This is a genomic window from Dyadobacter sp. HNCC25DJ187 (genome assembly GCF_056895255.1).
The window spans coordinates 1,599,985-1,614,119 of sequence record NZ_JBXHAT010000001.1 but is presented as its reverse complement, the minus strand read 5'-3'; the positions used below and the strand labels follow the sequence as shown (position 1 = coordinate 1,614,119).

General features: G+C 41.8%; 5 protein-coding genes. 1 reads left to right on the top strand and 4 read right to left on the bottom strand.

Annotated features, from left to right (window positions below; translation table 11 throughout):
- Positions 1 to 394 precede the first annotated feature (394 nt).
- Positions 395 to 2,818, top strand: a complete 2,424-nt coding sequence (locus tag AC1XUE_RS06685; RefSeq protein ID WP_483355162.1) for a T9SS type A sorting domain-containing protein — start codon at positions 395 to 397, stop codon at positions 2,816 to 2,818.
- 101 nt (positions 2,819 to 2,919) lie between these two features.
- Here the strand turns inward: AC1XUE_RS06685 and AC1XUE_RS06680 are convergent, their stop codons facing one another.
- The 4 genes from AC1XUE_RS06680 to AC1XUE_RS06665 all read right to left on the bottom strand — a co-directional run bounded on the left by AC1XUE_RS06680 (position 2,920) and on the right by AC1XUE_RS06665 (position 13,866).
- Positions 2,920 to 4,482, bottom strand: coding sequence for a glycoside hydrolase (locus AC1XUE_RS06680; RefSeq protein ID WP_483355161.1), 1,563 nt, complete (start codon positions 4,480 to 4,482; stop codon positions 2,920 to 2,922).
- 62 nt (positions 4,483 to 4,544) lie between these two features.
- Positions 4,545 to 6,227 carry a RagB/SusD family nutrient uptake outer membrane protein gene (locus AC1XUE_RS06675; RefSeq protein ID WP_483355160.1) on the bottom strand — a complete coding sequence of 561 codons (1,683 nt, stop codon included), beginning with the start codon at positions 6,225 to 6,227 and terminating at the stop codon, positions 4,545 to 4,547.
- 15 nt (positions 6,228 to 6,242) lie between these two features.
- The gene (locus tag AC1XUE_RS06670; RefSeq protein WP_483355159.1) at positions 6,243 to 9,365 is read right to left on the bottom strand and encodes a SusC/RagA family TonB-linked outer membrane protein; all 3,123 of its coding nucleotides are present in this window, start codon (positions 9,363 to 9,365) and stop codon (positions 6,243 to 6,245) included.
- A 295-nt stretch (positions 9,366 to 9,660) separates the two neighbouring features.
- Positions 9,661 to 13,866, bottom strand: coding sequence for a two-component regulator propeller domain-containing protein (locus AC1XUE_RS06665; RefSeq protein ID WP_483355158.1), 4,206 nt, complete (start codon positions 13,864 to 13,866; stop codon positions 9,661 to 9,663).
- Between the last annotated feature and the right edge of the window lie 269 nt (positions 13,867 to 14,135).

The following is a 14,135-nucleotide window of genomic DNA, read 5'->3' as shown; positions in this document are numbered from 1 at the left end:
ATTGCTTCACAAAACATTATATGATGCGTCAAGCTGCTTTCTGACGGCTAATCAGCCACTTTTGTGAATCGCCAATTTATCATATCGTGTAATACTTATTGAACTTTTTTGGAAAGTTATGTAGATAAAATATTGATTTGTTTGATAGACATCTTTGTTAAATAATAATTTACAAATTGATTTTTATTATCGATTATAAGACAAGATTAATCGCTGAACATGTGGGTGATCTTCGCTGTTATTTACTACAAGCTTGTTGTGCTAATAAGTATCAATAATCTTATTTATTCTGTTTAGATATATAGTTAATTTAATCAACTTAATTATTAATTAAATTAACTATATTTAAATAATTATATAAGATAGGTATTTATTTTTTTAAATTAAATTCGATATGTATAGAATTATTTTTATCATTTTATTGAGTTCAATTGGTTTGAAGGCACAAACATGGACTGGTTCGGTTAATAGTGATTGGAATACAGCATCTAACTGGTCAAATCCTACAAGTGTTCCTAATAGCAGTTCAACTGTCATCATTCCCGGTGCCGGAATAAATAACTGGCCGGTATTGGCCTCAGATGTACAAATTGCATCTTTGACCATCAACAATGGGGCTCAGCTGGATGTAAACGGGTACAAAACTACCACTATCAATTTTTTAAAAATAAATGGAGTCTCGTTAGGGGTGACCATCAATAATAGTAATGCAAGTAGCGACATTGTGTTTGAAGTACTTGGAGATAGGGGTGATGCCCAAGAAGTGAAGAATTATATTGCCGGAACCAGATTTAATGGTAACGTAAAATTTAATATTAGTGGCTTGGCCAATTTTTATGATAGTTACAATGGAATAATAGCAAGTCCATGCTATTATTCAGGAAACGTTGAAGTGAATAGTAGTAATGGAAATGATATATACATCAGTTCTTCCGGAAAGTCTACCTTTAAATCGAATCTGAGTGTAAATCGAAGTTTCCCTGGGAATACATATCTTTTTAAGGCTGGAGGTGATGTTGAAGGAAATTTTAGCTATACAAGTAATGCGGGAGGTACGACTTCGATAGGTGGAAATATAGATACAGAAATTAAAGGAACTGTCAATATTGAACACATTGTCGATATGGCCAGCTCTCCTCCCTTATGGATAGATAGGTATGGCTTTTACATGAGTCAAATCACCAATCTTATCGGAGGGGGAAAAATAAAAGTACAAAACCCATCGGCGCGTCCTGCTGAGATTGACGATGGATTTCGAATGTCTTATTGTAAACTATTGGTAAATGACATTGATTTAGTCATAAACCATGGAGCACGCATGCAACGTAACACTATTGAGGGAAATATAAATGTTATCCATTCAAAAGGAGGCTATGATATGAGGTGGGGTGGAAACATTATACATGGAAATATTAACTGCAATTTAAGTAAATATTTAGCGATGGGTTCCCACATGTGGGAAGATGGAATGTATGTACGTACTGAAGACCAGATTTTTGGAAATTTAACTATACAAAGTAGTTCCACAAGCGCAATTTTTTGGTTAAACGCGAGTCTATACGGTGATTTGGAAGTTAACGTACCAATCTGCTATTTGAGTGGACGTTTTGTAGGCTTAAAGAATACTGTGATTTCTGGAACTACATTCTTCAATGTGGAAAAATTGATTCTTGATAAGAAATCGGGGGCCAGCATAACTCTTCTTTCAAACCTGAACATTTCCGGAAATGCTGATTTTATTGAGGGAAATATTCATACCGGAATAAATAACAGGTTAGAATTTTTAAATGGTTCTACTTATACCGGCGGAAGTAAACTTAGTCATGTAGTTGGTGCAGTATCTAAAATAGGCAATGAAGCCTTTACATTTCCTATTGGTAGTATGCAATCGTATAATCCTATTAGCATCAGTCCATCAGCTAATAGCACGGTATCAGATAGTTTTCTGGCTCAATACTTTAATTTGAATCCCGATGATGCTGGGTACAATACCAGCTCTTTCACAGGTGCGATAACTAAGGTTGGGAAATGTGAGTACTGGACTTTGGATCGTTTGGCTGGTAACGCATCTGCTATTGTCGGGCTTGGATTATCATCACCATGTGCCGGGACAGGTTATGTAACTGATTTGAGTAAAGTAAATGTTGTTCGTTGGAATGGAACAACTTGGGAAGACCTTGGGAACGGGGGTACGTCAGGCACGGCTGCAGAAGGAAAAGTAAGAACGCTGAGTACAGTAAGTTCTTTCAGTCCGTTTACTATCGGAAGTACGGATGTTTCGTTAAATCCTCTACCAGTGAAGCTGATAGGATTTAGTGTAACTAAGACGGAAAATTGTAATCTGGTAAAATGGCAAACAGCAAGTGAGATAAATGCAAGCCATTTTGATATAGAGTACAGCTTAGATGGGAAATATTTTAAGTTTCTGGAATCAGTGCAATCAAGAGGAATGAGTGCGAATCATTATGTTTATGAAGATTTCAGTAACTTATCTAAGGGAGGGATCTATTACCGATTAAAAATGTTGGATAATGATAATAGCCATGGATATAGCCAAATTATTTATCTGGTATCGAAAGAGGCGCCCATCCTAACGTATCATCTATACCCCAATCCTTCCAATGGAGTGGTGACCTTAGAATCCAAATCTTCAAAAATGGATGATCTTAAAGCGGTTATTACGAATGCTTATGGTATACCAGTTAAAAACTATGAGCTTAAAGATCAGACATTCTCAATTGATTTGAAATCTTACCCGACAGGTATGTATCTTTTGAAACTCTCTACTGGCGAAACGTTTAAAATTATGAAGGAATAAGGCAGAATTATGCCTGGGATTGTAGCAAAGACCATTTACTATTCTGAATTAGTAAATGGCCTTTGAGTTTTTGTGAGTGCTGTATCTGTTAAACCAGAGCTCTATTGCACAGTCCCTATTAATGTGACAATACTTCTAGGGCCAACTTTCAAGCCCGATGCAGCAGATGTTATGTCGAAAGGAGCCATGTCCAAAGTTGCTGAAGTCTGGTACCCTTTTGTGATCTTCATATTACTCTCTCTTGTTTTGATCGCTATATCTCTGGCTTGGGTGCCGGAATTAATCAATACCGTAACCAGTTCACCGTTCACATTTTTGTAGGATGAGATCAGAAGATCATTCTCTGGCCTGTTTGAAATAATCTCTGTGCGAAGAGCGCCGGGGCGAACAAAACGGCTAAACTGTCCCAATGCCCACAGCATTTTGGAACTTTGGAAATCACCGTCTGTTTTATTTTTATCGATATAAATAAGACCGTCTTTGTAATCATACGGGGAAATCGCAATCCACCAATGCCACGCTGATGCTTGTGCGTTGACCAGATCGTTGTGAATCACTTTGGCCACATAAATCCCCGGATCTATTCCCAGGTCCTTGCCATTGCCGTTGATTTCTCCATCGTTTTCGCCAAGAATGCAATATTCGGACATCCAGTATTTTAATCCGTCCACAGATTTGATTTTTTCCGCCAGCTTTACTCTTTTTTCTGCGGCACTCCGGAAAGGAGAAGTTGTGAAATAGCTATGTCCTGAAATACTTTTGGACAGATTTGGCAGATCTCCAACATAGTTAGAAGAGGCCTTATCAAAGAAAGCATAAATCTGATTCTGACGATCCTGTTTGTTGAATTCAGAATACAGGTAATCGATCTGACCCGCTTCCGCTATATCTATTTTGGTAGGCAGGTTCTGGCTGGTTAATGCTGAGCTGAGAGCTTTGGTGATTTGGGCAATTTCATTGTTGTAAAATGGCGTTCCTTCCTGTCCGCCATCACTCCAATCCCATTGTGGCTCGTTCACCGGGCTGATGTGATTGAATGTTATGCCCGTTTTGTTTTTTACTCCCGCAACTACATCAGCCAGAAAAGTTGCAAATTTCGGAAAATTGATGGGGGCCAGGTTGCTTTTACCGTTGTCAGCATATCCTTTTTTATTGATGGTAAACTGCACCGGAGGGCTATTTGGAAATGCTAAAAATTCGTTAACGCCACGTTCTTTGGCTGCATTCAGAAACCAGACCTGACCTGCCTGTTTGTTCCAGTCATAGGTGCCATCCTCATTTAAAAACGATTCGGCTCTGCGCCATTCATCACCAATTCCGCTTTGTGCACCCTGTTCGGCAGTACCAGCTCCGATATTGAACCGCCATAACGACAACCCAATTCCTTTTGGCTGCCCATCGGAACCGCTTTCCCGACTGAAAAGTAAATCTGCAATGGCGTTTCTTTTGGCATCAGGCCAGTTTCCTACAAATTGCCCGGACCAGGCGTCTGAAGCTCCAAAGTGATTAATGGTTTGAAATGTATTGTTGGGATTAATAGTGAGTGTGATGACATTCTCGCTTTCTTGGTTTTTAAGACCTGTTTCTGAGCCTTTACAAGCAAAAAACAGTGCAGTAATGCCAGCCAGCAGGAGAATGCGGCAGGGGATATAGATAAAAGACATGGTTTAGGGGTTTAAAAAAAGCCCTTTTCCTGGTTTTGGAAAAGGGCTTTGGTGATAAATACTTAGTAACCCTGATTCTGAGTTAACTTATTGTTGGAAGCTTGTATTTCCGCCCGAGGAATTGGCAGCCAGTATTGTTTCTCAACAAAACTTTTACCTGTAAGTGCTTCTTTTCTTCTATAGACATAGTTGTTTCCACTCCTTGTGATCTCAATACCATAAGCTGGTACGTTTTCTTTTACAGGAGCCGTTTTCCAACGGCGTACATCGTAGAAACGGTGTTCTTCAAATGCTAGCTCAATTCTTCTTTCATTATGAATACGCTCGCGCATCTGAGTCTGAGTAAGCCCTGCTGGCAGAGCCGGCATGTTTACGCCTGTACGTTGTCTTACTGCATTAACAGCTGCATACACAGTTGCATCCGGACCGCTTGCTTCATTTTGAGCTTCCGCATAGTTCAGAAGAATTTCAGCATAACGGAAATAGATCCAGGTTTGTGTTCCTGCTACGTCCCATGGGTTATCAATAGGAAGGTTATCATTCATAAATTTCTTCAGATAATATCCCGTTCTTGACGTGTTCCAGTTTGACGGACCATCCTTACTATCTTTTCCACCTGGGGTGAAAGTTTCAATAACGCTGTTCCGGTAAGGAGCACCATTGTAAAGGATCGTTGCATAGAAGCGCGGATCACGGTTCAGATACGGATTTTGCGGATCGTAGGTTGTATTGGCATCTGTAATTCTGGTACCATCTTTCATCTCGTAATCATCCACAAGGTTTTGAAGAGGTACATTTCCTCCCCAGGCATTGTAACTGTTAGGACCGTTGGCTATTTCCAGACACACGTGGCGCGCACCAATAGCGTATAAACGTCCGAATATGATTTCGGGATTGTCGTTGGTCAGAAACAGATTTCGGTAACCTCCTGTATAAAGGCTATATTGGTTCAGATCCATTACCGCTTTTGCTGCAGCGGCAGCCTGTGCCCATGTAGCGGCGTTGTTGTAAAGCGGACTGGCCCCATAAAGCAATATTCTGGATTTAAGTGCCATAGCAGCACCTTTTGTAGCACGGCCTAGTTTCCAGTTGTTATTATCATTAGCAGCTGGAAGCAGAGCAATGGCTTCGTCAAGCTGGGCAGACACGTAGTCAATTCCTGCTTTGATATCCGAGCGGTTGAAGAGATCCTGACTTGTCAGGTCGTCGCTGATCTGGGTTACTTTGTCGCCCATCAACACCACACTTCCGTAATTGCGGATCAGATCATGGTAACGGAATGCACGTAGGAAATGCAATTCGCCTTTCAACATATTCTTTTTACCCTGGCTCATTGGCACCTGATCCAGATTTGCCAGTGCATAATTGATCTCACGAATACTGCGGTAGCTTCTTCCCCAGAAAGTGCCGGCGATACCGGTATTTTCCGGAGCAATTTGTCCGCGTTGGATGAGCCACGTATTGTCGTCATTGTTGTAGATGGACTCATCCGTCAATGATGACCACATGGCGTATTCGAAACCACGTCCGAAGCCCGGGTTAGTTCCTTCGGCTTCTTTATCGGTAAGTCTTGTGCCCATGTATCTGTTCAGTACAAAAGCTTCAAACAAAACGGAGTCAGACAAAATGGCTGCATCGGAAACACGGTCAGTGGGTACTACGTCCAGGAAATTCTCCTGGCAGGATACCATAAACAACGATGCAGCAAGTGCTGATGAAACGGCTATTTTCTTGATATACTTCATTTTGATTCTTTTCAATTAAAACTTGATGTTTAATCCAAGGTTCAGAATACGCTGCTGAGGATAGAACTGACCACTTCCCTGGCTTCCTTCCGGATCGAAATCTTTCACGCCTGTGATGGTGAACAGGTTGAAAGCGCTTGCATAAACTCTTAGCGACTGAATTTTGAGCTTCGATAGCGCATCTTTCGGTAGTGTATAACCGAATTCCACATTTTTAAGACGTAGGAATGATGCATTGTTCAACCAGAAGTTGTTTTGGTTCAGTCCACCATTGATCGATGAAGATGCACGGGTGTCAGCACGTGGGTAGGTTCCCTCAGGATTTGTAGGACTCCATCTGTTGTCTGCCCAGCTGCTGTAGAAGTTACCCACTTGTCCGGATTCAGGGAGTACATATTGGCTCACCATCCCTTGTCCTGCAAAGACGATCGACATATCAAATGCCTTGTATCCTCCATTGAAAACAACACCGTAGGTAAGCAATGGGATGTTACCATATTGGGTTCTTACTTTGTCATCAGCAGTGATTTCTCCGTCTCCGTTAAAATCTTCAAGGATCAGGTCACCAATCTGTGCACCTTTCAGGTGTGGGTAAGCATCAAGCTGTTCCTGGGTGCGGAAAATGCCGAGCGTATTGTAAAGCAGATAGGTATTAAGCTGGTTTCCGGTTTCTCTTTGGTAATCCAGCGTACCTGGTGCTTCGTCTTTAAAGATGATCTTGCTTTTTGCGTAAGTTACGTTCCCAGAGATATTGTAACGGAATTTACCGGAATGGTTGTAGCCCAGTGTAGCTTCAAATCCACTATTGTTTACTTTTCCGATGTTTTCACTTGGTACTAATGCGTCAGATCCGTGTGGATTCACAATACCAGATGTATTCGGTATAGATGCATTACGTGTCGCAAGAATATCCGAACGTTTCTGATCAAAATAGATTACTTCGATATTGAAGTTTTTCAGGAATACAGCGTTCAAACCGATATCAAGCTTGTTGGATTTCTCCCAGGTAATGTTCGGGTTAGCCAATTTGGTAAGGTCGATACCAGGTGTGATTACATTTGCTCCTGTAACGTATTGGTTTACAAAAGTGTAGTTGTTGTAGAACTGGAACTGGCCTACATTGTCATTACCCAATGAACCATAAGAAGCGCGGAATTTCAAATCATCTATGAAACGTACACTGCTTTTGAACCAGTCTTCTTCAGAGATACGGTAACCAGCAGAAACCGACGGGAAGAAACCATATTGTTTACCTCTTGGGAAGATCGAAGACCCATCAACACGTGCCTGAACCTCAGCCAGATACTTTTCATTGTAGTCGTAGGCGAATCTACCGATATAACTTTTTCTTGTGAAGTTGATGGTGCTACCGCTGTTGTTTCTATCCGTAGCTGCTGCACCACCCTGAGATAATTCGGGCGTAGACGCAGTAGGGAAATTGATACGGTTTGCATCAAAAATGATCTCATTTCTCTTATTCTGCTCGTAGGCAACAAATGTATTAATGTTGTGCTTGCCTATGCTTTTCAGGTAATTCAAACGGATATGCTGTGTAATATTGGTCAGGTTCACCTGTTTCTGATACAACGATGCTTTTCCGGCAGATCCACCTGTTACAGTTTGTGAGTAGGAGTCAGTGACCTCGTTGTAGTTGTAAAGCGTGTAAGGAATAGCAAATGTTTTGGTGAAGTTGAAAGACTTATCCACCGAGTAAAAACCATCCACCGATAATCCGCTTACAAATGGCAGATTATAGCTCGCTCTCAAAATACCGTTGAAAATCGAAGTTGGGTTGTTGGTTGTTCCTCCCATATCAGTTCCTAATACCGCCGGATTACTGTTTTCAACCCCTGTGGAATAGTATCCATTCGGATAACGGTCGATCAGTGTCGGATAGGCGCGGTAGATAGAACGGAAGGTATTCTCTGCAGATGATACCGGGAACATTCTGTTTTCCTGACGGCCGTTTAATCCAAGACTTACTTTGAAATCCTTGGTGACGTTCGCATCGATATTTGAACGGAAGTTATACTGCTTGTACTTCGTTGCAGAGTTTCTGTAAAGGGCATCCTGATAGATCGTACCCAGAGACACATAGTATTTTACATTTTCGGTACCACCGTTAATACCCAGATTATGCTGGTTTTGCAGCGCGAAGTTTTTCAACGCTACTTTTTGCCAGTCTGTATCCGGGTAATTGATAGGATCAGAACCGTTTCTGAATTTCTCGATCTCATCTGCAGAATAGAACTGGTTCATTCCTCCTGCAGGATTGTTGTAATAGTCGATCTCATTCATGATCGTAGCATAAGTCGCTGCGTTTGCCATTTTAGGCAAACGGGTAGGGGAGGAGAATCCCTGGTTAAAGCTGTATGAGATAACCGGCTTACCCGTTGTTCCGCGCTTTGTAGTGACAAGTATTACCCCGTTTGCAGCACGGCTTCCGTATACCGCGGCCGATGCATCTTTCAGGATAGAAATACTTTCGATATCATTCGGATCAAGACGATCCAAACCACCCACCTGGCCAGGAATACCGTCTACAACAACCAATACATCATTATTTCCTGTTGAAGCAGAACCACGGATTGTGTAGCTGGAACCATCATACCCCGGCTCACCACCACGGTTGTTGGCAACGAAACCAGAAAAACGTCCTGCCAATGAGTTGGATACGTTAGGCTGGGGACTTTTTACAATATCAGCTCCTTTCAGTTCAGATACAGAACCTGTAAGCGTGGCTTTCTTTTGAGTGCCGTAACCTACCACAACAAGTTCGTCCAGGGTTTTGTCATTCGTCTCAAGTTTTATATCGATCTGACTTCGATTGCCCACTGCCATTTCCTGAGCAATGTATCCAATGTAGGTATATACAAGTGTACCGCTTCCGTCCGGAAGGTTCAATGTATACTTTCCATCTACGTCTGTAGTTGTTCCTGTGGTGGTCCCTTTCAGTATCACACTGGCTCCGGGAAGTGTCTCTCCATTGTCACCCGTCACTACTCCGCTTACCGACAAAGTTTGTCCGTAAGAGAACGTAGAAAGCACTGAAAGCAGCATCAGGAACATCCCTGCCACTTTTATTTTTTCGTAATACAGCCGAAGGAATTCAGCATGTTTATGAAAACTTTTTTTCATACTTGAATTTGGTTGATAGTTAAAATTTGGTCTGGTAAACAGTCTTGGATTATCCTTGTTTTTTCAGCTCACATTCATACCGATCCGCATGGAATAAGGCGAATCTTGAAATAATACCAGGAGCTGAAAAGGGTGGGGAGTTTTATAAACTGATCGATCAAAAGTAGGATTATTTAAATGTTACAAAGAGGGGGTATTTTCACAATAAAGAGGGGGTATATCAACAAAAATGCCCGATCCTATTAGAATCGGGCATTTTTAGCTAAACATATTTCAAAAAATGGTCACAAATTTTTTATTTAGATTTGAAAATATCCTTGTTGAGGGAATGCCGCTCATGAAATGGTTTTCTGTATTTTTTTATATATTCTGATGGCTTCATACCAAAGAGAGCCGTGAATTGTTCCCGGAAATATTTAACGTCGTTGATGCCTACTTGTTCCGATGTTTCGAGTATCGTGGTGTCGGTACTGATCAAAATTTCGGCTGCCCGTCTCAATCTGATGAACCTGATAAAACCATTAGTCGACTGGCCGGAAATTGACTTGATCCGGTTGTACAGAGTTGAGTGGCTCATACCAATTTCTGATGCCAGCATTTTGATGTTGAATTCGGGATTTGTGATATGCTGTTCCACAATCGATATACACTTTTCAAGAAACTCTTTGTACTCAGGCGATATCTTCGAATCACCGGACTGCAATGTAATTTCGTTATAAAAATACTTCTGCAGATCATTGCGGCTTTTGAGCAGAGAAGCCACCCTAGCCACGAGTAAATCCTTATCAAAAGGTTTACTGAGGTATTCGTCTGCTCCGCCCTCGATGCCTCTTAAACGGGATTCCTGAGACGAGCTTGCTGTAAGAAGTACAACCGGAATATGACTTACAGAAATATCCTGCTTCATGCGTTCACACATTTCAATGCCCGTCATGCCGCCCATCATCACATCGCTGAGTACAATATCCGGGGTATGTTTTTTGATCATTTCCAGACCAAGTTCCGCGCTGTCAGCTTCAAGCAACTGATATTGATTACCAAAAATGACCGACAAATACTTTCTCATTTCTAAGTCATCATCTACAATCAGCATGGTCTCCATTTTGGCATTGAGCTCCTCTCTCACAGGCCGGGCGAGTTTTATTCTTGCAGAACGGTCGCGATCCTCATCCGGCAGCGATAGCTCCTCAAGAAAAACGGAGGAGCGGTGACGTACATCATCCGGTTTCTTTTCTACTATCAGGTCAGGATGTTTTTTGGGTAATGATAATGTAAAAATGGTGCCTCCTGATGGGTTAGGGGCATATGCCAGCGTTCCAAAATGATTTTCTACAAACGTTTTGGCAAGAAACAGCCCTATTCCAAAGCCTCCCTTGGACAGCACTCTTTTATCATGGTACTGGTCAAAAACAGAAAAAATGCTATCCCCGGCTTCAGCTGGTATACCTATTCCGCTATCTGTCACTGTAATCTGGACCTGACCATGACTTTCCTTCAAATGTACCAGCACGTCTCCGTGATCAGGTGTAAACTTGATGGCATTCGAAATAAGGTTAAACAGCGCTATCTCCAATTTCTCACTGTCGACCGACATTTCCAGATTTTCATTTTCACATAGTAATTCATACCGAATTTGTTTTTGTTCGGCCTGATGCAAAAAGTAAGAAAAAACTTCTTTCACCAAAGTGGGTATGTGATGTACGCCAAGGTTGAGCTCATTGTGCTTCTGATCTGCTTTACGAAAAAGCAGAAGCTGATCTACCAGGCTAAGCAATCTTTTCGCATTCCTGTAAATAATATTCAGACTTGCATTGTTGTCACCTTCCTGTTTAAGAAGTAATTCCTTTACCGGATTGATGATCAGCGTAAGCGGCGTTCGGAATTCGTGAGAAATATGGGTGAAATAGGAAATCTTTCGTTCGTTGAGCTCCTTTTCTTTTTGCGATTCCAGCTGTGCGAGACGTACCTCATATTTTAACGAGGCCTGTCTGCTTTTATATTTCTGATAATAATAGATCAATAGCCCTAAAACGAGCATATACAAAACCATGGCCCACCATGTCTCATACCAAGGGGGCAGGATGCGGATTCTGAGTGTACTTTGCGCGTCTGACCATACTCCATCCTGATTGGACGCTTTTACTCTGAATGTATATTCACCAGGAGACAAGTACCGGTAGGTGGCAGTACGCTCGTTTTTTACATAGTTCCAATCGTGATCCAGACCGTCCAGTTTATAAGCAAACTGACCTTTCTCGGGATAAGCATAATTGAGTGCCGTGTATTGAATTGAAAAAACGGATTCATCCGGTTTGAGCGTGATGGACGATGACGGGCCAATTTGTTCTTCAAGAATGATACGGCCATTTTGTTTACTGCCCACCTCAACTTCTTTACCAAAAAGTTGTAAACCGGTGATCAGCACCGGTGGTTTATAAGCAGATAAATGGATGTCACCCGGATTAAAAATATTCCATCCTTCTGTACCTCCAAAGCATAAAAATGTATTATCAGGGCCAGCCAGAACCGAATTTGGGTTGAATTGCCCGGCTTGCAGTCCATCACCATGGTCAAAATTCTCAACACGTTTTGTATTCATGTCGATCAAAGACAGTCCTGTATTCGTGCTGATCCAGATACGATTCTCGTTCTCAGGCTGAATTGAGTTGATTACATTATTTGCCAGCCCGTTCATTTCGTTGTATCGCTTTACATTTTTACCCGGGATATCGTAGATGATCAACCCATTTCCTTCGGTGCCGATAAACAACCTATCCTGCCTATCCAGGTACAGTGAGAAAATGATGCGGTTGGAGATCAGGAATCCGTGTCGGGTACTATTGAAAAATTGTGTGAAGCGCATCGTTTGGGTATTCAGGTAATTAAGTCCGCCACCATAAGTACCAATCCAGAGATTACCTTTTTTATCTTCAGCTATTGCCCGTACATCATTGGCATTGATACTGCTGTTACCTGGAATGAATTGTCTGAAATTGCCTGACTTTCGGTCCAGCAGACATAAACCGCCTCCATTTGTTCCTACCCAAAGTCTGTTTTTTGAATCCTCGTAAACCACGCGCACATCGTTCACCGGCAAGCTTCCGGGTTGGGCGGCATTACTTGAAAATCTGGTGAAAGAATCATTGCCAGCGTTGTACAGGAACAAACCTTTGGAATAACTTCCAAACCATAAGTTATCTTGTCTGTCGCGGTGTGCAGCAATGATGGCACCATCCGTGAGGCTGCCGGGTTTGCCATCCACGGCATAGTGCTTCAACAATTGTCCGGATGGAGTTGTCTTATAGATGCCGTCACCATCTGTTCCAAGCCAGAGATTTCCTTCCCGATCGGTACACATTCCGTAGAAACGGAGGTAGGATTCAGCACGGGAATCTGCGATTTTTTTCTGAAACAGCGTGAATTTCTCAGGAATACTACCAATCATATACACACCTTCACCATAAGTGCCCAGCCAAATATTCTGGTATTTATCCAGATACATCGTTTGTACGGATCTCTGGGTAATTCCTTCGTTTTGCGTATTTTTTACCAGATTGAAAGCGTATGCTGATACCGGCTTACTGTTGAAGCGATTCAGATCCAGACTGTAGATGCCACCGTCCTGCACACCAATAAACAGCATACCCGCTTTGTTTTCCAGTAAAGACAAGAAAATATTACTTCTGTGAAATGTATTGAGGCTGACCTGATAAAATTTTCCTTCATTTCGTCTGAAAACAAACAGTCCCTTGGCTGAGGCGATCCATATATTCTTAAAATGATCCTCAAAAATCTGATTGATACGCGCTTTGGGAAGTATACTGAAATCAATAGCGGATTTCCTCAGATTCCTTTGTGCATCCGTCTCAAAAAGCTCTATACCCGTTTCACGTGTTCCCAGCCATAGTAAACCATGGGAATCTTCAAAAACATTCAGAATGGAATTGGTTCCTAAGCCGGGGAGGTTTTTCCGATCATAAAAACGGAATTTTTTATTCTTCTTATTAAGAGAAGCGAATCCCGAACCATTCAGGGAAATCCATAAGTCACCATTTCGGGCCCTGGATATATCACTGACGTCATCGTTAATTCCTCTTTTTTGAGAAGATGGCAGATGTCGGATAAATTTTTCACGACCGGTGATCAACTCGCTGATACCGCTTCGGGATGATATCCAAAGGCTTCCATCGAGATCGGCCAGGATGGATTTGACGTAGTTTCCTGCAATACTGTTCGTATCCTGAGGATTATGTTTGTACACCTTGAAATTGTGACCGTCGAATCGGTTGAGGCCGTCGCCGGTGGCAAACCACAAAAATCCCCTCTTACCCTGTGCAATGCTATTGACCACACCATAAGATAGACCTTCCTGAATACCATAGCGCGATACTTTTCCAAATCCATCTGCAAAAGACGGTATGCTGAAATAAATAAGGAGTATGGTAAACGAAAACAATTTACTGATAAACCCTGTCTTCCTCGCCCTGATTGTATCTGTCATTGAAGCTAATACCGGCCGGATGGCCATCCATGTAATAATATAACATTTTATATACGTTTACTTATAACGAGCCGGATCGTAGAAGAATTCGTGCAGATTGAAAAAAGGCTGAGATTAACCAATATAACGCGGATTTTAACCGATACATGAGCGGTAGAATCAACGCTCTTGCGAAATGTTATATTTAAGGTATAAATCATTTTTTCCCTTTATAGCACATATGGCGATTAAAATTACTCTCACGTATTTTGTGGCAATATTTTGTGTCA